Here is a 23,445-nt window from a genome sequence, read left to right as displayed (position 1 = left end):
CACAAATTTTCGTTATATACCGTTTGTCGATAACGCCCTGACTACGCTAATATTGCAGCGATCCCTGGCAAGGTTTTACCTTCTAAACTTTCTAACATTGCCCCTCCGCCTGTTGATACATAGCTAACTTTGTCCTCAAAGCCAAATTGTTTAACGGCAGCAACTGAATCTCCACCACCTACTAAGGAGAATGTTCCCGCTTTTGTAGCTTCAGCAATATAATTACCAACTGCAATGGTACCACCGGCAAATTTCTCCATTTCAAACACACCGATCGGTCCGTTCCAAAGAATGGTTTTAGAATTTAAAATGACGTTTTTAAATATCTCTAAGGTTTTAGGTCCGGCATCTAAACCTTGCCAACCATCAGGAATTTTGTCTACATCCACTATTTGGGTGTTTGCATTTGCATCAAAATCATCGGCAGCAAGCACATCTACAGGAATATGGACGTTTACATTTTTCTGTTTTGCTTTTTCAAGAATTTCCATTGCAAGATCCATTTTATCGTCCTCGCAAATAGAATCTCCAACTTTACCACCTTGAGCCTTAATGAAGGTATAAGTCATACCCCCACCGATAATTAAATCATCTACTTTATCTAAAATGTTTTCTATAATCGTAATCTTAGAAGATACTTTTGCACCACCAAGAATAGCTAATACAGGTTTTTCACCAGTAGCCATAACTTTCTCAATAGCATCTATTTCCTTTGCCAATAAATAGCCAAAACATTTAGCATCCGGGAAAAATTTAGCAACAATTGTAGTTGATGCATGAGCACGGTGCGCAGTCCCAAAAGCATCATTGACATAAATATCACCAAGTTTGGAAAGTTTTTCAGCAAAACCTTCATCACCTTTTTCCTCTTCGTTATAGTATCTTAAGTTTTCTAATAAAAGTACTTCTCCGTTCTTTAATTCCGCAACGGCTTTTTCAGCTTCATCACCAACACAGTCACTAACAAATTTAACGGCAACACCAATAATTTCAGATACTGCATCTACAATATGGCTCAATGATAAATCTGGATTGCGTTCTCCTTTTGGTCTACCTAAATGGCTCATAAGAACGGCACTACCACCATCTTCCAACACTTTTATAATTGTAGGTTTTGCAGCCTCAATTCTATTGGTATCGGTTACTTCAAAGCTTTCGTTAAGTGGTACATTGAAATCTACCCTTATTAACGCCTTTTTATCTTCAAAATTAAAGTCATTTAATACTTTCATCTATTTATCCTTTTGTTAGTTAACAAATGTAAAGATTAAAAGGTTTGTGATAAAGTGCTAATAAGGATAATTTACACTCAATACCCTTAAATTTGTTGTGCTATAAACAACTATATTTGAATCTATGTTATTCAAAGAAATTTTAGGGCTTTCCCATATCAAAAATCATCTGTCTTCAAGTGCAGATGCTGGTAGAATACCCCATGCGCAACTATTTGTGGGTCCAGAAGGCTGCGGACTGCTGCCTATGGCTTTGGCTTACGCCCAATATATAATATGTCAAAACTCCAATGGCGAAAACAATGGTGGTAATGAAGCGTGTAATCTAAAATTTAAATCATTTGCCCACCCAGATGTACATTTTGCTTTTCCGGTCTCCAATTCTAACAAAGTAAAATCACATGCAGTGAGCAACCACTATATGAAAGAGTGGCGTGAATTTATCATGGAGCAACCTTATGGTAATTTATTCGATTGGTACAGACATATAGAAATTGAAAAAAAACAAGGGCAAATAGGTGTAGACGAAGCTCAGGACATTGTTAAAAAGCTTTCTTTGAAATCATACGAAGGAGGCTACAAAGTCATGATCATTTGGATGGCAGAAAAGATGAACACTGCTGCATCCAACAAATTATTGAAACTTATTGAAGAGCCGCCAGAAAAAACTATTTTCTTGTTACTTTGCGAAGATGAGGAACAGATCATACAGACCATTAAATCTAGATGTCAAGTAGTACATTTTCCTCCTTTAGCAGAAGATGCCATTGCTACGGCATTAGTTGAAAAGGGAGCCAATAAACCAGAAGCTATGCTTTTGGCACATGAGGCGAATGGAAATTTCAACAAGGCCCTAGATCTTTTAAATAAAGATTCTGAAGATCTGGTTTTTGAAAATTGGTTTGTACAATGGGTTAGAACTGCATTTAAGGCAAAAGGTAATAAAGCCGCAATTCATGATCTTTTATTGTGGAGTGAAGAAGTAGCGAAAACAGGTAGGGAAACACAGAAAAACTTTTTAAGTTATTGCATTACTGTTATGCGGCAAGCCCTAATGATCAACTATGGTGCAGAAGAACTAGCTTATTTAAGAATACATGCAGAAGGGTTTCAATTGAAAAAATTTGCTCCCTTTGTTCACGAGAATAATATTCTTGACATTACCAAAGAATTGGAAGATGCCATTTACCATGTGGAGCGTAACGGTAACTCAAAAATTATATTTACCGATCTATCTATTAAACTTACACGGTTACTTCACAAAAAAAAGACCGAACTTAAATAAACCTAAATGGAGATATTAATGAACAACGCTACAGAAGTTTTATTGCTATTATTTTTAATCATTACCTTTTTACAAAGTGGTTTTGATAAAATTACCGATTGGAACGGAAATGTCTCATGGCTTAAAGAGCATTTTTCTAAAACCCCGTTTAAAAATAGTGTTCCACTGCTGGTTGGGATAATTTTGGTAACAGAAGTTATTGCAGGACTTTTATGCGTTATTGGCATTTACCAAATTTTGAGTTCTGGTAATACCACTTTTGCAATGTATGGCGCAGTATTATCAAGTATAACACTTTTAATGTTGCTATTTGGGCAACGTGTGGCCAAGGATTACGAAGGAGCTAAAACTATTGCCGTTTATTTTATACCTACAATATTATTGGTGTTTTTGCTACAATCTTAAGGAAGTATAGCCTATAAAAAAGGTTCATTTATTAAAAAAGCAAAACCCTCCAACTTGGAGGGTTTTTTTGAGGCATCGAGCGGATTCGAACCGCTGTACAAGCTTTTGCAGAGCTCTGCCTAGCCACTCGGCCACGATGCCCTTTTTTAGCGAGAGCAAAAATAAACAATTTATACCAATCTAAGCTGCATTCACAACCAAGAAATTGTAGTAAATTATAATATTTAAGGTGGATGATTCTAGTTTACCAATTGACCACGTTGCAAATTCAATGATACGGTTACCTTTTCTACATCTCCATTAATGGGCGGATTGATCTTGGAAACAGATACCATTGCAGTGTCTACGGTAGGCAATTCAATAAAAATTCTATCAATGATTCTTTTGGCAACATGCTCCAACAATTTTGATGGTATTGCCATTTCTTGCTTTACAATTCTGTTGATATGAACATAGTCTACCGTGTCCTTTAATTCATCTGTGACCGAAGCTTTTAATAAATTCGTATCTACGGAAACGTTGACCAAATAATCACTGCCAATATTGGTTTCTTGTGGCAAGCACCCATGATGGGCGTATGCTTTTATATTCTCTAATTGTACTTTACCCATTACTTATATTCTGGAGTACAAATTTAATGAATCTCCCTATAGCTTTAGTATGTACAACGACAATTACTGATCCCTTGAAATAAATCTACCCCTAAGGTGATTACGTGTGTACCTGAACTATAGCCAAGAAGTTCGTTTAAAATTACCTGATAAGAATATCCGAAGTAAAAATTACTCTTCTTTAAACCTGCAATAGGAGCTATATAAAGTGGGTTTCCTATTTGATCGTTCAAGAAACGATAGTTCACCCCAGCATAGAAGTAATCTTCAAAATCATAAAACCTGAACTTTAAGTTTAGATCCGTAACCGATCTACCATCACTCTCAAATAACTGAAACAATACAGAAGGCTCTACTTCTACTTTACTAGTTCTTTTCTTCATATATCTATATCCGGTATAGATATAGTAGTTTCTTAATCTATTAGGCTCATATAATTCATTAAAATTACTTAGATCCTTATCTAAAATGTTTGATGCGTTGGCACTGAAATAAAACTTATCGTACCTGTACAATACACCAATGTCAAAGTTATGGTTGGTGGTTGCCTTATCTCCAACATACGCCGGGTCCGCAATTAAATCTGGATTAGAATTGTCTATTCTAAATTGATTGTAGTTGTAAGACAATCCAAAAGATAAAAACTCATCATCATAACGATCTAAAGTCAAATGGTGTGCAAATGATAATCTTGCACCCTGTTGTTTGGTTTCACCATTACTGTCATTATACAAGACCATACCAATACCCGATTTTTCTCCTATTCGCATATCTGCTGCAAGAGATTGGGTATCTGGCGCATCTTTAATACCTACCCATTGGGTAAGACCATTCAATCTTATTTTAACATGGTCACCGATACCTGCGTAAGTTGGGGACATTACAAAGGGGTTATCGGCAAGATATTGAGATAATTGAGGTATAGTAAGCTCTTGCCCTCTTGCGGTGAGCACGCTTATAAATAATACCAGTGTCAATAGACTGTTCCGCATCATCATTTTTAGGTTAAGTTTTTAACGGTATAGGGTAAAGTGTCCAACAAATTCTCTTTCGTCTCTATCGCCATTTAGTTTAACTACGTACCAGTAGTCTCCCGTTGGCAATTCATTGTCTAAATATGTTCCGTCCCAACCTTCAGAATCAACAGATTGTTCAGAAACCACTCTACCATAACGATCAAATATTTTTATTAGTATTTCTGGGTATTGCTCAATATTTCTTGGGATCCATAAATCGTTCTGCCCATCTCCATCTGGGGTAAAGAAATTAGGTATTTCCACGTCTATAAACTCCATAAATATATTTGCTACCCTTGAGCATCCATTCTCATCAACTACACGAACTTCATAGGTATCTGTTCTAGTAATATAGAAGGTATTGCTATCGCCATTATCTATTCCATCAAAATAATAGTTGTAACCTTCTCTACCACCTTCAACAACAGCTGTTATTTCGTTCATGTTATTTTGTTCCAAGGCTAGTGTCAGTGGCTCAAAATCCTCAATTACAAAATCAATAGTTACAAAACACCCGTTAGCATGGGCAATAGTAATGTAATGGTTGCCCGGTGCCGAGTTTCTAAAATCAGGATTCAATTGAAGATCTGCAGGGTCCACAGAATCTATTGCGTATAACACATCTCCAATTACACTATCATCTTCTAATGTGATGTTCACAAAATTATCTGGCACATTACCCGAACATTCGTAAACAGGAATTACCGTTGCATTAAGGTTTACTCCCGATTCAATATCAACTACAACATTGGTATCACAACCATTGGCATCTTTAATTACAATGATGTAATTACCTGCTGCCATATCATAGAATTCAGTTCTGTTCAGTACAAAATCTTCATCGCTATTAGAATTCAACGCTGTACTATATGGTGCCGTACCTCCTGAGATATCAAGAATTATAGTACCATCTTGACTATCAACACAAATTTCCGGTGTAGTCTCTACTTCAACAACCAAACTTGATGGTTCAGAAATAGTATACGTTAAGTATTCAAAACAACCATTTTGGTCTTGAGCTATAACAGTATACTCTCCAGGACCCAATTCTGTAAACGTGTTTTCATCATAGAATTGGTTCAGATTTGGTGAAATTGCATATTGATAACCACCTGCTCCACCAGATAATGTAACCGTTATTTCACCATTGTTCTCTCCTTCACAAGTAATATCAACAACATTGTCTGTATAAGAAAGAGGTGTAGGTTCTACAATAATAACCTCTTCTGGTGTTGTTGTACAATCATCACTAACTACAGTTACATAATACGTACCTGCTCCCAAATCTCTAAACACACCTTGAGATTGTGGACCGGCAATTCTAGAAGCTACGCTTAAAGAACTATCTGTAAACAACTCATATTGGTAGTTACCTAATCCGCCATCGGCAGTTGCATAAATAATAGCCGTGCTTTCACCTGTACAGTTCAGTACCGCAGCAGAGGTATCAACCGTTAATTCTAAAGCAGGAATCTCACTTTCTGTAATTGCATTTGAAACTGCAGACTCACAACCGTTAATAGCATCACGTACATAGAATTGATATCTACCGGCAGGATACATACCTGTTTCAGGTAACCCTAACGGATTACTGGTCATAGGCAAGAAGTTGACGTTATCAACGCTATACTCATATGTTCCGCTACCACCTGTGGCAGTAAGTTCAAACTCAGCACCAGTAGTACAGGTCAATGCATCCGTTCTAATTAAACTTGCCTGTACTTCTGTTGGCTCTCTTACCTCAACAACATTTGTTGTGGTATCACAGTTCCACCCATCGACTACGGTAACGCTATAGAAACCTGCGCCTAGATCCGTAAAATTAGGATTGGTTTGTACACCAGTCGTTGTAGTAATCGTAGTACCGGTTTCATTATAGAAATTCAACTGATAGCTATAATTTCCACTACCGCCACCTGTTACATTTGCAGTTACAACCGCTCCTGTATCACCGTAACAAGCTAGGTCTGTTACAAGCGGTGTTGCATTAGCCACTATAGGTGTTGCTGGCGTTAATGTTTCAGTATAATTTACAATACATCCGGCATCATCGGTAATGCTTATTGTGAAAGCACCCGCAGCTAAATCTGTAAAGACTCCTTCATTTACATCGTCCATGGTATAAACATCACCAGTTGTAGTGTTGGTCAATACGATATCATAAGGACTATAGCCGCCCTCTATTTCAACTCTAATAACCCCTTGATCATCTGTACAAGTAGCTTCTGCCAAAGGCGTTATCACACCGCTCAGTGGTCTATCCGGAGAAATTATTGTCACCATATTTGTATCTTCAGAACAAAAGGGAACATCTGTTTCTGTAATGGTAACATAGTAGCTACCACCGGATAATCCTGTTATTGTTCTTGGATTAACACTGGTATCCGAAGCAGTTGCTGCTATAACCGATGCTCCTGCGGCGTTGAACACTTCATAAGTGTAATATCCGGTATACCCATCAATATCAATTTCCAAACTTCCATTGGTATCACCAAAACATGTAACTTCTGTTATAGCCGTTGCCGTAGCAGTTATAAAATCGAACGGAGCAACCGTATAACTTGCCGTATTAACATAACAACCCGTATCTAAATCTGTAACTCTAAACACATAGGAACCAACAGTATTTAAATCGTAAGTTGCAGATGTTGCTGTTGTACTAACCAAAGTACCTGTGGCATTACCAATTGGTAACAATTCATAACCATAGTTATGTGCCAAACCATTATCAACTACTGAAATTGTTATTCTCTCATCGTTTGTACATGTAATTGCGACATCTTGAGCTAATGTAGCCGTAAATGTATTTATAGGTTGAATTGTAACGGTATCGAAAGTGTTACAACCATTGGCATCTTTTACATAAACATCTATGGTTTGTACGCTTCCATCGTCCGTAACATTGAATGTATTTGACGCTTGGAAAATAACATTATCAATACTGTATAGGTATGGTGCGGTTCCTGTACCTGTACCAGCCGTAGCTGTTATAGTCGCAGTATTTACACTATTATCTGCCGCACAACTAAATTCTGTTGCTGTTGCAGAAACGGTTAATTGCGTTGGTTGAGTAATGGTTTCATTCTTAACAGCATCACAGCCTCTACTAGAAATTACTCTTACTTGGTATTCTCCTGCAGCTAAACCTGTAAACAACGGATCGTTTTGAGCTGGCACAATTGGCGTTACCAAATCTGCAATATCATATAATTCATACTGATAAATAGGATTATCATCTGTTGCCGGATCAATATTGGCTCTAATACTACCGTTACTATCCCCAAAACAACTTACATTAACAATAGTTGCATCTAATAATACAGGGTCTACTGGAGCATCTAGAACTTGAGTTACCGTTCTTTCACAAACTGGATTTGTCGTATCTAAATCCCTAACCACAAAAGTATATGTTCCAGCCTCTGTTAAGTTTGTAAACACACCTGTTGTTTGAGTTACCACAGAACCTAATGGAGTATTCATTTCAAACTCAAGGTTTGTTGAACCACCGGTTACATTAACCGTTATTTCTCCACCCGGAGTCACCGTACAATCAATAGACTTATCTACTGTCGTAGAAACATCCATTTGTTCATAAAGTACCACCGCATTAGTTGTAAAAGTACAGCCCCATTGGTCTATAATAGTAACATCATAACTACCAGCACCAAGACCTGAGAATACTCTAGTGTTTTGTGGTGCACGGAAATCAGTACCGTTTAATCTTAATTGGTATGTATAATTACTTCCTTGACCGCCAGTAGGCACACTTACTTCAATTTCTCCTTGTAAGTTGGTGCAGTTCTCTATGTTTACATCTAATGTTGCTGCTATTGGGTCTGGAACATCCAAAACAATGTTATCTTGAATTAATCGCTCACAACCTTCAGCGTCACGAGCCCATGCTTGGTAAGTACCAGCAGGTAACAAATCAAAAGTAGCGTTAGCTACGAAATCTGTAGTTGCAGGAGCACTTGTACCAACAAAATACGTATAACCACCCCAACCACCTTCAACATCGGTAATGGTAATTGAACCATCATTTCCTGGTACACATGTAATATCAGTTACTACCGTAGATCCGCTGATATCAGCTGTAGGACCGTTAATAGTGAACGCTTCTGTATTTGTACAGAAAGGGTTGTTGTCTTGTGTAATAGAAACATAGTAACTACCTGCAAATAAGTTAATATCTGCTGTAGGTCCATTTGTTGTTGCTTCTGAACCAGAAATAACAACCGTGTCATCACTAGTATCTGCTAATGTTCCCTCAGTGTCATAAATAGTCCAAGTAAATCCGCCAGGGTAGGTTGCATCAACTAATTCAAAGTTCACAGCACCCGTATCTGTTCCAAAACAAATTACATCACTTGTTTTAACAACATCAATGGTAAATGTGTTTGGCTCTTCTATAGTTTCCGCAACAGAAACCACACAACCCGTATCAATATGTCTTGCCAATATCGTATACGATCCCGCAGACAAACTACCGAACACGTTAGAAGTTTGGTAGTTAGCACCATTATCAATGCTATATTCGAACCTAGTTGGGTCGCTTAAAGTAGATGTCACCACTACCGTAATTTCGCCATCGCTACCAGGAGCACATGTAACCGTATTTGAAACCGAAGCGTCTATATCGGTAATCTCATCAAAAGGAAGAACAGTAGCTGTTGTGCTACCAGCACAACCCTTATCATCATAAACATTGATGGTATAAGTATCACCTGCTCTATTTGTAACCACTAATACATTTGATGCACCAGATTGTACCACAGCCGAACTGCTATCCACAAATTCATAGATTACATAGTTACCGCTACCACCGGTAATGGCAGTCTCGTCAACTGTAATTGTAGCATTGTTAGGATTATTACCAGCAGTACAACCGAATTCTACAACTGTAGTATCTATGTTCGATATTACTGCAGGTTCGTCTATTACAATGTTACCTGATGCCGTAGTACAACCGTTAGTTCCTGTTGCCGTTACAACGTACGTATTTGGAGGTAAGCCTTCAAATGTATTGTTACTTGCATTGAATGTTCCTGCTACTGGAGATATCGTAAATGTTAACGGATTTACTCCGTTTTCAACTTGTGTCAAAGTGATTGACCCATTGTTAGCTCCAAAACAAGTAATATCTATATGCGAATCTGTAAAAACAGGTTGAATAGCAGGAGCCAACTCTTGCGTTACCGTAATTTCACAAACAGGATTTGTAGTATCTAAATCTCTTATTAAGAAACTATACGTTCCATCAACGGTTAAGTCAGTAAATGTTGCATTATTGGTTTGCGTAACCGCAGCACCTGTTGGAGGTGTCATTATAAACTCAAGGTTTGTTGAACCACCGGTTACATTGATAGTGATAGTACCACCTGGTGTACCCGTACAATCAATAGCCTTGTCTACCGTAGTAGTTGCACTTAACTGTTCGTATAATTCTACTGGAGCAGTTGTAAATGTACAACCCCATTGATCTGTAATGATCACTTCATATGCTCCGGCACCTAAACCTGAGAAAACTCTAGTGTTCTGCGGAGTACGGAAATTAGACCCATCCATTACCAATTGGTAGGTATAGTTACTTCCTTGACCGCCAGTTGGTACACTAACTTCTATTTCTCCCTGTAAGTTTGTACAATTTTCTATGTTTACTGCTAATGTTGCCGCAATTGGGTCTGGAACCTCAAGTACAATATTATCTTGTATTAATTGCTCACAACCTTCAGCATCACGAACCCAAGCTTGGTATGTACCAGCAGGTAACGAATCAAAAGTAGCGTTAGCTACGAAATCTGTAGTTGCAGGAGCACTTGTACCAACATAATAGGTGTATCCACCCCATCCACCAACAACATCGGTAATGGTTATACTACCATCATTTCCTGGTACACAAGTAATATCATTTACTACCGTATTACCCGTAATAGCTGCATCTGGACCTGCAATATTAAAAAATTCAACATTGGTACAGAATGGATTGTTGGTTTGTGAAATAGAAACATAGTATTCACCAACACCTAAATTAATTATTGGTGTAGGACCGTTCGCAGCTTCAGAACCACTAAGAACAGAAGTATTATCAGTACGGAAAATTTCCCAATCAAAACCTGTGCTGTATGTAGCATCTATCAATTCAAAAGTTACTTCACCGGTATTTGTTCCAAAGCAAATAACATCACTTGTTTTAACAACATCAATCGTAAACGTGTTTGGCTCTTCAATTCTAGCCGAAGCAGTTATAATACAACCCGTATCTGTATGTCTTATCAAGAAGTTATGGTTTCCAGCAGACAATCCGCCAAAAACATTGGTAGAAAGGTATGTAACACCATTATCAATACTATACTCGTATTTAGAACTATCACTAGCTGTAGAAGTTGCCGTTACGGTAATTTCACCATCAGCACCAGGCGCACAAGTAACCGTATTGGTCACCGCGGCCGTTGCTCCTGTTAATTCATCATACGGAAGCACAGTAGCCGTAGTGCTACCGGAACATCCATTATCATCATAAACATTGATGGTATATGTTTCACCCGTTCTATCGGTAACCGTTAAAACATTAGATGATCCAGACTGAACAACAGCAGAGCTGCTATCAATAAATTCGTAAGTTACATAGGTATTGCTACCTCCTGTAATTGCTGCCGTATCCACGGTTATAGTTGCATTGTTTGAATTGTTACCAGCTGTACAACCAAATTCAACAACATCTGCATTTACATTTGCAATTTGTAACGGAGTACCTACAGGACTATCTACCTCTAACTCACAACCACGTCCAGAAGTTACCCTAACAACGTAATCATCATTTGCGGCTAAATTTGTAAATGTACCCGTTGTTTGAGGGGCACTTGCAGGAGTTAACACCGAAGGCGCGGTTTCAATAAATAACTGATAAACGTACGGTGGGTTATCCATAGATGCATCTAAAATGGCCACTATAGAACCATCTGTTGCTCCAAAACAAGTTACATCTGTTATATCTGTCGTAAATAAAACAGGGGTTGCCAACTCTAATTCTACGTCTGTTTGTGCAGTACAACCACCCAAAACCGTATCATAAACATGAGCTGTATAAATGCCTGAATCCAATCCTGTAAAAATAGGTGAAGGTTGAGGGCTACCAGTTACACTAACTCCGCCATTATCGAATAATTCATATTCATAGAATGTAGATCCGCCATAAGCCGTAATTATTATTTCTCCATCGCCTTCCGTACATGAAGGTTGGGTAGTAACTTCAGCTGTAATAGCTGTCGGTGCAAAAATTTCGATCGTCTCTACATTTCCACAACCGTTAAAATCACGAACTTGAACGGTGTAGTTTCCAGAACTTAAATCTGTAAACTGATGTGTTGAGCCTGCAGTAGTCAACGTAGATGATTGGTAAGAACCGCTATTTATACTCAAAGTATAAGGTTGAATACCTTCTCCGTCCAAAGTAATTTCTATAATAAAGTCACCTTCATCTGCCGTACATTGGTTGATTACGACACCAGAAATAGCCGGTGTTGGGTCGTCTGCAATAGTAACATCCAATGGTAGTGCCGTAGAACAACCGTTACCGTCCATCACATAAATATCCCACTCTGTATTAACCGAAGGGTCTAATTCCGCATAGTTACTAGTAATATAATCACCAGCAACAGGAGAAACACCATTTTCAACGTAGGCATACGTATAAGAGCCATTTCCACCGCCTGCAATTACGGTTACATTAGCATCTTCAGAACAGTATCCGTTATTTTGATCCGCCAAGGTCAAAGTCACCGGATTAGGCTCTAAAATTCTAAATTCGAAAGTATTTGTACACTCAGGAGTAGCTGCTTCTTGGAAAAATAGCACGTAATCTCCAGGAGGAATGTTTGAAACCGTTTCCAACGGTGTTGGACCAGGACCTATTGGACCTGTAACACTACCTGAATATGCACCACCTAATGGTGTATTACTAATGCTTTCTCTTATTTCATAATTTATAGTAGTTACATTAGGATCATATTCTTCAAACTGGAAAGAAATAGACCCATCTGTATCTCCATAACAAGAAACATCTGTTACCGTTGGATCTGCAACTACATCAATAGCAGATACATTAGGAATATCAACTTCAACAAAACTAGAACATCCTGTTGTCGTGTCGATCACTTGAAAAACATAACTGGCACCAGGGTTTAGTCCGTTGTATGTTGCAACTTCCTCATCAGCTGTAGCACCCGCCGCCTCAGCATCTGGTGCGGTACCTGTACCATAAATAGTAAAATCGTAATTTCCTGAACCTCCACTTGCGGTAAGTTCAGCGGTACCACCAGCAATACAACTAACTGGCATTAAAACCGGGTCAACCGATAAATACGGACTAGACAAAACCCTAACCGGATTCTCGTAATACTCACAACCATTGGCATCCAATACACGAACATAGTAGTCTCCGAAAGCCAATCCGTCAAAAGTTACCGTAGTTGCTGTCGTATTTACCACAGGGTTTGGTCCTGTCGTAGGAACAACATTATTAAGATTATCATATAGGGTGTATGTAAAATTAGGGACCCCACCACTTGTAATCGTAATTTCAATACTACCTGGAATATCACCAGAAGGACCACAACTAACGTCTGTTGCTACAACATTTGCATCAAACAATACTGGATCAACAACAATTGCACTACCATTATACGTACATTCTTTAGAATCTCTAACTATATAATTATAAGCACCAGCGGCCAAACCTGTGTAAACCATTTGGCTTGTAAAGGCACTGCCGTCAAAACTAATTTCATAAGGTGATGAACCAAAGTTAGGATCCACATTGATTTCAACGATACCATTGGTATCTCCAAAACACGTAGGGTTGGTAACGGTTTCCGTTGCAACAGGGTTTACTGTTGGTGTAACCGTAACTATATTAGAAACAGCTGTACAACCTTGATTATCAGTTATTCTAAACCTATACGTACCTGCTGTAGAAGTGGTATATGGGAATGTTCCCGTAAAAGCGGTATAACCACCACTATTTACATCTAACTCATAAGTATAAGGAGCATAACCACCAGCAACCTGTAAATCCATAGTTGCATCTGGCGATACCGAGCAATCCAAATCTTTTGTTAGGGTAAGGTTCGCCGTTAATTGAGGTTCAACATCAAAAGTTACCGTATCTGTACAACCATTGGCATCTCTAATCTCAAAAGTATAACTACCTGGGGTAAGACCCGTAAAACTGTTCGATGCTCTATATGCACCCGTTCCAATTCTGTAAGTGTAAGGTGCCATTCCACCTGATGCGCCTACCTCTATAGTAGCTGATCCGGTAACCGAAGAATCAAAACATACATCTGAACCTGGTAAAATACTCGCTACAGGAGCTACAGGAGCGGTTAATGTAAATGTATCCGTTTCCGTACAGCCATTTGCATCGGTAACCGTTATCGTATGTAAACCTAATTGATCCAAACCTGTAAATACCCCTGTGCTTTGTGCAGCCGTATTGGAGCCGTCCGGCAGTTCTATTACATAAGAATATGCTGATGAACCACCGGTTACATTAATAGTTACCGAACCATCATCATCACATGTTGGTTGAACAGGTGTATTTGAAACTACAAGTGCTGAAGGTTCTGTTATTGTTTGTGTTAAAGGAACCGTACACCCTGCAATAGGGTTATCTACGTCTCTAACATAAATAGTATAAGTACCGGCAGCTAGACCAGTAATTTGATGTGTTGTTGCGGTATCACTACCTGCTATAGTTGCAAAAGAACTATCATAGCTATATTCATAACCACCAGCTCCAAAATTATCGACTTCAAAAGTAATTGTACCACTATTATCTGCATTACAATCCAAATCTTCAAAAGATAGAATTGCAGCTTCAAAAGCATTACCGTCTTGAACATTTACAATAATATCTGTTGTACAGTCACTACCATAATCCACGGTAACCGTATGTTGACCAACAGATGCGTTGTTAAATATATTGCTAGTCTGTGGCGTATTGCCATCAATACTGTATGTATATGTAGCATCATTAGGAAGAACTGTAATATTTCCTGTACCGTCACAATTATAAGTAACACTACTACTTAAAGATGGTTCCGTTGGTAATGGAGCTATAACAATATTTGGAAGGTCAACAACACAACCTGTATTATTTGCATCTCTAACCTGCACAGTATACGCACCATCGGTCAATCCTGTGAAAACCGTACCACCTGTAGTAGCAGTCGTCCAAGAACCACCGTTTAAGCTATATTGATAAGAACCCGAACCGCCCACAGTAGGTGTAATGCTACCTACCGAAATTTCTGCCAGTTGATTACAGGTATAATCTTGTGTTTGTTGGCTCTCAGCGACAATTTCTGGTAATTGATCTACGTCAACAGACAACGTTAGCTCACAATTATTTACATCTCTAACTCGAACATCATATGTGCCTGCAGTTAGATTATTGAATAAACTTACAGACCCGAAGTTTGCACCGCCATCTATACTAAAAGTATACGGAGCTTCACCACCACTAGGGGCTAAAGAAATACTACCGTCATTTCCACCAAAACAAGTTACATCTACTACTGTTGGTACAGCAGCTACTGGAGCATCTTGATCAATATTGATGTCGTACATGGCAGGACATGCATCTGCCGCTCCATTGTTATCCAAAACATAAACATCATAATCCCCAGCACCACTAACGGTAACCGGATTGGTAGCTGAATAATCGCTCGCTGTAGGAGTTACACCATCAGCAACTACTGCGTAAACATAATTTCCGTCACCACCTGCTGCTGTAATATTAATTTCACTATCGGTACCGCAAGCTGTTATAGTACTTGCACTTGCACTGACCGTTACTTGTTGTTCAATGGTTACGGTTTGGGTAGAAGCATCACAACCATAAGCATCGGTAACCTCAATAGTGTACGTTCCATTTGAAAGACCTGTAAATGTATATGTGGTTGCATCAATTGGAGTAGGGGTAACAAACGCTCCTCCATTTATTCTAAACTGATAATCACCATTACCGGCGGTAACATCTACAACAATAGTTGCATCATTACTACCACTATAACACGTTGTTTCCAATAATGTAAAAGCTGGTGTTTCCGGAGCCGTAACTACAATTGGGGTGTCAATTAAATCTGAACAACCATTGGCATCTCTAGCACGAATATTATATGTTCCTGCCGATAAGCCATTAAATACTGTATTCGTTTGATATGCAGTTATTATTCCGCCAGAAGTATCTTCTAATTGGTACTCATACCCTGGAGTACCACCTGTAGCACTCGCTGTTATTTCTGCTCCGCCATTATTACAAGTAAATTCTTGTGAAAGGTCTGCATCAGCAACCACAACTGTTGGTTCATTAATAGTATGATCAAAAAATGTTGTACAACCAGGTAAAGAACTCGCCGCGTCTCTAACATATACTCTATACGTACCTGCAGAGAGTCCGGATATAGTTTGTGGTGAAACCGTTGTACTACCTAAAATACTAGCAAAATTATCTAAGCTATATTCAAATCCGCTTGCGCCATAGTTATCTACTTCAAAAGTAATTGATCCAGAATTATCACCATTACAATCTAAATCTTCAGAAGAAAGAAGACTAGCTTCAAATGCATTACCATCTTCTACCGTAACATCTATAGTAACTGTCTGCGAACACTGTTCTGGAGTTTGTGTTGCTGAAATATCATCAATGGCAATGTCATTTCCATTAACTACTGCTGAGTTTGTTCTAATAACAATATCTAAATTAGAATTAGACCCAGGATCTAGAGTTACACTATAATTTTGCCAATCATTTATTCCATTATTTTTAGGAATATTTCCGGTTGCTGTGCTAGCAATTACATTACCCCCAGCATCTACAAGTTCTATTTCAATTGTAGGGTCACCTCCCGAAGTTCCATTACGCAACAAGTTAAATGCATAAAGTGAGATGGTAATATCTCTATTTGGAATAATTTCCACTCCTCTTTTAGCATAGATAATACCTCCAACACCAGCAGCACCTCCAACATTAATTGCTAAAAATCTACCATTAGCTATTCCTGTGTGATCATTAGGACTTAACCAGCTTCCGTATGGGTTTGAAATAACACTGGTAACAGAGTATTCTCCATCCTGAATATGTGTATCCGTCCCAAATCCGCAAAGACTTTCACTACCATCTTGTGGTTCATAACAATATAAAGGGTCAATTTGAGAAATACTCGTATTTACACCAGACCCAAAGTTTTCTTGTAACAAAGTACTAACCGATGGTGGTGTACTACTTATATAATCTACAGAAACTGTATGTGTACCAACAGATACGGCATCAAAAACATTAGAATTAGCTGGTGTGTTTTCTACTCCGTCAATACTATAAGTATATTCTAGATTAGGATTATCTGCAGATATGGTAACAATACCCGTACCATCACATAAATAATCTACGCTAGGCGTTAATTCAACATTTGGTGGTGTAGGTGCTTGCTCAATAGTAATATCCATTGGAAAGGTACAATTGTTAGCATCTTGAATATACACGGTGTGTGATCCCGCTAAAAGGTAACCAATAGCACTAGTATCATACGTATTACCGCCATCAAAACTGTATGTATAAGGTGCGGTACCACCTTGAGCATTTGTTATACGTACCTCAGCGCCATCAGATGGATTACATTCAACTAAAGCCGCAACTGCAGCCGAAGCAGATAAATTTAATGGTTCTGATATGCTATAAATCTGATTTACCTCACAAAGGTTAGCATCTCTTACCCTAATGTTGTATGAACCTGCACCAAGGTTATTAAAAGTATTCGGAGTTTGATAATTTGTCCCATTATTAATACTATAGGTATATGGTGCCTCACCACCAGAAGCAACTATTGTTAAAGTAGATTGATTTTCTCCACTACAAAGTATATCTGTATTAGAAATAGATAATGCTAATGGATCATCTTGGTCAATAGTGATGTCATAATTAGATTCACAGAAATCAGCATTACCGTTATTATCTCTTATGTAAACATCATAATTACCTGCGCCGGTAACCGTCACAGTAGTACTTGGATCAAAGTCTCCGGCATTTGGGGTAACCCCGTCAGCAACTACTGCATATACATAATTACCATCGCCACCTGCACCACTAATAGTAATATCGGTATCGGTGCCGCAGGCAGTAATGTTACTTGCGCTTGCAGTTACCGTAAGTGCAGGATTTATAGTAATACTTTCAGTGTCTGTACAATTATTACCATCTCTTACCTCAACCGTATATGTTCCTGCTGAAAGATCAGAAAATACATTGGTTGTACTAAAAGGACCGCCATTTAAACTATATTCAAAAGTACCGTCACCACCAGAAGAAACACTTGCGGTCAAGGTCAATAACACGGCATCATCAAAACAATCTTGATTTGGTGTAATAACCAATACCGGAGCAGTTGCAGGGTTAAGGTCAAAAGTAAACGGAACGCTACAGTTATTAGCATCTGTTACCGTACCGTTATATGTACCAGACTGGGTTAAACCAGTAAAAGAACCTGTTGAGTTAGACCCAAAAACCGAAGTATCTGGATTGTTCAATTCATATACATAGCTTCCCCATCCGCCAGTTGCGGCTACACTAACACTACCATATGTTACACAACTAGGTTGTGTTTCAGTTAGGTTAGAAATGGTCAACGCCGAAGCAGGACCTTCCAATTCATGTGTTTCAGAATAGGTACAGTTGGTATCCGTATCTACAATGTCTATGGTATAAATACCGGCAACCAAGTTATTGATGTTGTCAATGACAGCTTCTGTACCACCAGTTCTAACAACACCTGTAGGACCGGTGATTGTATATGTGAAGTTTTGACCTGCTTGGAAATTTACATTGAACCTAATAACCCCATCTGCAGCTCCAAAACAACTAATAGGCTGTGTGGTTGCTCCACTAGCCGATATTGGATTGATTGCATTTATCGTATAATTTTCTTCATAGAAACAGCCATCCGCATCAGTAACCCTAATCGTATAGGTATCTGGAGACAAATCTTCAAAGACAGCCTCATTTCCTGAGGTACTTGTTGGACCAATGGCAGAAGGTGCAGTAATGGAATATACGTAAGGTGCTGTACCATTAATTGCGTTAACAGTTAAGTTAGATGTTCCAGCAGGACATGTAATTTGAGATTCCGTAATAGTTAAATCCGTTGGTGGATTTGGTCTATCAATAACAATTTGATTGGTTACAAAAGTACAGTTATTAGCATCTCTAATAGTAATGGTATAAGAACCATCTGTTAAGTTTTCAAAACGATTAGCATTTGCTGTCGTATCGGGAACAAAGTTAATACCGTCAATACTGTATGAATATGGTGCGGTACCTCCTATTACATTTTGTGCCTCAATTATACCCTCTTGTAAACAGGTATAATCTTGAACCAAAATAGCATCACCACTAATTGCAGCCGTTGGTGCGTCAATACTAAAACTTTCTTCTGAAATACAAGTTGCCGTACCCCTTGTTTGGGTAATTTCAACTCTATAGTCTCCTGCTGCCAAGTTTGGAAAACTACCTGTACTGTTATCTGCTAATGGTTGATCGGTATCATCAAATAATGCGAAATCTAAAGTATAGCCATTAGGGTTGGTTACATTAAACTGAATTCTACCGGTAGTTTCACCAAAACAAAGTACATCTGTAACAGTAGTTGGATCAAAATCTGCAGTTGGGTGATATTCTATAGAGACCGTATTTGATTCTACATAACATCCTGTTCTATCCAATACCAAGAAAACATAATCTCCAGCTCCAGAAACATTGAACGTAGTCTCTGTTTGGAAATTGGTTGCAGGAATATCCGCAAAATCAGAATAAGAAATAACCGTAGCTCCTCCCTCATCAACATAGCTCCAAATTACATAAGAGTAATCTGGGTTACCACCACTAGCATTCATTGAAATAATACCATCTTCACAAGTAATATGTTGGTCTACACTAGCGGTAAGTTCTAAATCGTTCTCATCTAAAACAGTAACCGCTTCACTATAAGAACATCCATCATCTGTAGAAATATAGGCGATATAATTACCGGCACTTACATCTGTAAAAGGATAGTTATTATCTGCATGACCATTTTGGCTATCTACTAATGTACCCAATCCACCATTAGTGCCATCATCTAGTCTTATTTCAAAATCATATGGAGAATCAGCATCTGTTATCTGAAGCGTAATAGTACCTAAATTGAAACACGTCTCTGGAGTTACACTTACGTCATATGTTACCGCTCTTTCTCTAATACCTATAACCGGAGTTGAAAAAATACATGCATCTTGAATTGGATCACCGTTTGTATCTAATTGAGTAACCTCAACTCTATAAGAACCGTTCTCACCAGAAGCAAAATCAAAACTTGGACCGTTGTTAGCACTAAATGGAACAATAACATTATTAGTGTCATTATCTACCAATTGATAACCGTAACCCGCTCCAATATTTGTAATGGTAATATTACCATCAGTATCACAAACAATATCCCTATTATTAAAATCTATATCTAAATTGTTCTGAAAACCTTTGAAATAGAAACTGCTAGTACATCCATTTTGATACACTACGGATAGCCTATATTCACCTGGTGCATTTAATAAATAATTACTACCGGTACCTACTTCTGTCCAAGAACAAGTAAGGGCCCTGTTGGCACAATCCTCACCAACAGTAACACCGCAACTACCTTCATCCAAAATCTCCCAAGTGACACTTTGAGCATCAACAATATTAACAGCCAATGGTTGGGTATCGTTAATACCGCACAAGAAAATTTTAGGTAAAAAAGAGCTATCATCTGAACAGAAAACTATTTCGCCAGGTATGTCATTACTAGGGTCGGCATCACCATTTACTTCATTAAAGTATTCCGTAACAGGGTTTGGTAAATTACCCGAACCAAATGGCTCTACATTTATAATTTCTTTAAACCCTTTACATGGATCGGCAACAATTTTATCTACTATATATTGACCAACAAGTGTTACTACTTGTGTACTTGGGTCATTATCTGGATCACCATCATTAATTTCAATATCGGTAGCATCAATTTCACCGTTACTATTTGTATCTCTATACCATACGTAGGAATCAAAACCATCACCTGCATTTAAAATAGTACTTGTACCACAAAGTTCTATGGTTCTTTGAAAATTACAATCGGACAAATCATCCAATAGGAAATTGGTAGCTCCCGGAACAACAAATCCACAAGAATTAAAATCTGTAACACTTGGGTCATCTGTAACTTGGGCAGAGTTGTTTTCACCTCTATATGAGCTATAAGCCAAGTTCTCGATTAAATCTGAACATGCGTTTATAAAGTCAAAACAGTTTTCAGCAACTTGAACTCTAAAAATAATTGAATATTCCCCATCTTCATCCTCAACATAAACATCAGGAACATTAAAAACTATTTCCCTACTTGCTGGATCATAGGTATACGTAATTTCATAACATGTTCTAGGTGTTCCCGTACATATAGGTGCGGGAAATGAAAAATCAGTATCATTAAAAAAGCTACGTCCATCTGGTGGAGAAACGTTAACTGGCAATACGTCTCTAATGGTATAGTTGACACCATCATCATTACCAATATTTTCAAAAGTCAATACATAATCCAATGTTTGACCTAAGTTTACCCCTTGACCTGTAATGTCAACACCGCCTGGAGTTTGTACTCTTTTTTCCAAAACAATGTTTGGCGCAATTATATCGACATCAAAAGAAGTAAAGAAGATATCATACTTATCTTGTGAAGAACTTGCCCTTAAAATAGCACTTGTAGAACCATTAGGTATTACGGTATTACTGGCACCACCATTAGGTATTTCAAAAAGATCAACATCCCAACCCAGTGTATTTACACTATTAGGGTTTCTATTGGTATACTGAGCATCGAACTGAGTAATACTTGAATTAAAAAAGTTATTTGCTGGGTTTTGACCGTTTGACAATGTGGTAAAAGAGCCGTTGGCATTAATTTGTAATGCATCACCACCAATTCTATTATCACCTTCTAAGGCAGCAACACCCATATTTGCATACACAGGAAAAGGTGCTGGCAAGGTTGTAAATCCGTTTACTGGTATGTCAATACTTTCCCCGGATTTTACACCCGCATAACCATCAAAAGTGGTGATGAACTTATCACCCGGTAAATTTGGGTTTTCATATACAATGACCATTTTCCATCCACCGGAAATACCACCTGAAATACTATTGCCTGTACTAGCTCTAACATTGGCTACAAAGTAATCTCCATTTGGATTTCCTAAACCAGCTACTATAGAAGTTACATCTTTATAAGCTGCATAAGGACTGTAATACCCGAAATCTACATCACCATTACCGTCAAAAATTATTTCATCTGCAGTAATATCTTGGTAAGTTCCTCCTGGAGTTCTAAACTTAATATCATCAATAGTACTTCTATCTGGATTTACATAAACGGCTGACCAATAAAGACCTGCATAACGTACCAATGAACAATCAACATCCGGTATTTCTAAGTTAGCACTACTAGAACTGAATGTGCTGTTATCATTATCGACATCAATATACTGCATGTCGTAATTATCATTATAATCTGAAGAACTTCCGGTAGCGTTAAGTGGTTCATTAGGTGAAACTTCAGGAATTGTTACAGTTTCGCGTCTCCATCTGCCATTTCTATAAACCCATTGTCTTCTTGTGGTCTCTGGTATTCTTCTATTTACAATGTTGTTAGCAATGAATGTAAGTTCACCTCGTATATCCGCTTCGTAACGAACATCAAAATCATTTTTAACCTGAGCAACCGCAGTTTGTAAACCAAGTGCCAAGAATAAAATGAAAAATAAACATTTTGAGTACTGTTTTCCCATAAGAGAAATGTGTTTGTTGAAATCTAAAAATGTGGTCAGCTTTGTCATGTCCAAAAATTGTTGAAGCATTCCTTTCACTCGACATCGATTACCCATCGGTCCACGTGGAATTCTCCAATAACAAATATTAACCTTAGTAGTAACGTGAAGAATTTATTGTTGTGGTAACGATGTTTTCTGTTGTGAAACAGCAAATAAAATGGGTTTGTTTTTATCAAAAAGTGTGCATTTCAACGATAATACACACATAAACACGACTTTAAAAATGCATCGATTGAGGTAATCCTAATAAAAATTTTGGCAGACTTTTAATGTAAACACCTCTTTTTCAGGGGTAAAAATCGGTGTCATTTTTTCTGAAATTAGAGTAAATTTTTCATGTTTTTTTAACTAAGTTTTAATGCACTAACAACAATTTTAAATGAGTAAAATAAGGCTATTTAATGTTTAAAAAATGAACAAAAAACATCCGAACCAAACGTTTCAAAAATTGTATTTCCAGATATTTTTTAATGACATTTACCTGTTTTTCTGATATTAAAAGTCGCTTAAAATCAAAAAGTAAAATGTTATTTGGAGTGCATTAAAGCGCTTTAAACAATTTTAAAAGCAATGTGGCCTTCTGCAAAAAAAACAGTCTTTAAAATAGCTTATATAAAGCTGTAGGACACTAATAGTTTTCAAGCACTTTACCACAACGACAAACCATGTGCTGCTCCACCAGCATTTTAAAGTCAAAATTCTTTAAAGGCACTGCTATGAACAACTATTATATTGAATATCTACTACTTTTTAATGTATACCCAAATATTAAAATTGAGACTTTGAACCTCTATTTTAATATACCTAAACAAAAATTATTTAGAAGTTCAAATGAGTACGAGATAAGAATTACTATATTTATAGCCTGTTATATTCATACTACATATTAGCAATGTCTTTCTAAAAGACTTTCTCGTAAAACGAGTAAAAAAAGCTTTGAAAGGGCT

At 37.8% G+C, this 23,445-nt stretch carries 6 protein-coding genes and 1 tRNA gene; 2 read left to right on the top strand and 5 right to left on the bottom strand.

Features of this window, described 5'->3' with window-relative positions; translation table 11 throughout:
- Nucleotides 1-41: 41 nt before the first annotated feature.
- Entirely contained in the window at nt 42-1,232 is a 1,191-nt protein-coding gene (locus YQ22_RS08280; RefSeq protein ID WP_071340801.1) for a phosphoglycerate kinase, read from the bottom strand.
- Nucleotides 1,233-1,356: 124 nt separating this feature from the next.
- Here YQ22_RS08280 and YQ22_RS08275 point away from each other — a divergent pair, with 124 nt between their 5' ends.
- Nucleotides 1,357-2,517, top strand: a complete 1,161-nt coding sequence (locus YQ22_RS08275; protein WP_071340800.1) for a DNA polymerase III subunit — start codon at nt 1,357-1,359, stop codon at nt 2,515-2,517.
- 6 nt (nt 2,518-2,523) lie between these two features.
- On the top strand, nt 2,524-2,922 hold the full coding sequence (locus YQ22_RS08270; protein ID WP_091607958.1) for a DoxX family membrane protein: 399 nt from the start codon (nt 2,524-2,526) through the stop codon (nt 2,920-2,922).
- A 70-nt stretch (nt 2,923-2,992) separates the two neighbouring features.
- Here the strand turns inward: YQ22_RS08270 and YQ22_RS08265 are convergent.
- From YQ22_RS08265 to YQ22_RS08250, 4 genes are all read right to left on the bottom strand, one after another.
- Nucleotides 2,993-3,063 (bottom strand) — tRNA-Cys (locus YQ22_RS08265).
- 98 nt (nt 3,064-3,161) lie between these two features.
- Nucleotides 3,162-3,533 carry a dihydroneopterin aldolase gene (folB, locus tag YQ22_RS08260; protein ID WP_058104573.1) on the bottom strand — a complete coding sequence of 124 codons (372 nt, stop codon included), beginning with the start codon at nt 3,531-3,533 and terminating at the stop codon, nt 3,162-3,164.
- 44 nt (nt 3,534-3,577) lie between these two features.
- Nucleotides 3,578-4,525: a PorP/SprF family type IX secretion system membrane protein gene (locus tag YQ22_RS08255; RefSeq protein WP_058105114.1), complete on the bottom strand. Its 948-nt coding sequence runs from the start codon at nt 4,523-4,525 to the stop codon at nt 3,578-3,580.
- A 21-nt stretch (nt 4,526-4,546) separates the two neighbouring features.
- The gene (locus YQ22_RS08250; RefSeq protein WP_071340798.1) at nt 4,547-22,504 is read right to left on the bottom strand and encodes a T9SS type B sorting domain-containing protein; all 17,958 of its coding nucleotides are present in this window, start codon (nt 22,502-22,504) and stop codon (nt 4,547-4,549) included.
- Nucleotides 22,505-23,445: the final 941 nt, after the last annotated feature.

The organism is Maribacter sp. 1_2014MBL_MicDiv (genome assembly GCF_001865655.1).
GTDB lineage: Bacteria > Bacteroidota > Bacteroidia > Flavobacteriales > Flavobacteriaceae > Maribacter > Maribacter dokdonensis.
Note: the sequence above shows the minus strand (reverse complement) of the source record. Positions and strands in the feature narration are given on the sequence as shown.

Bases quoted from the DNA above. Each gene is read 5' to 3' on its own strand.
- YQ22_RS08280 (WP_071340801.1), bottom strand. From the start codon at position 1,232: ATGAAAGTATTAAATGACTTTAATTTTGAAGATAAAAAGGCGTTAATA.
- YQ22_RS08275 (WP_071340800.1), top strand. From the start codon at position 1,357: ATGTTATTCAAAGAAATTTTAGGGCTTTCCCATATCAAAAATCATCTG.
- YQ22_RS08270 (WP_091607958.1), top strand. From the start codon at position 2,524: ATGGAGATATTAATGAACAACGCTACAGAAGTTTTATTGCTATTATTT.
- folB (WP_058104573.1), bottom strand. From the start codon at position 3,533: ATGGGTAAAGTACAATTAGAGAATATAAAAGCATACGCCCATCATGGG.
- YQ22_RS08255 (WP_058105114.1), bottom strand. From the start codon at position 4,525: ATGCGGAACAGTCTATTGACACTGGTATTATTTATAAGCGTGCTCACC.
- YQ22_RS08250 (WP_071340798.1), bottom strand. From the start codon at position 22,504: ATGACAAAGCTGACCACATTTTTAGATTTCAACAAACACATTTCTCTT.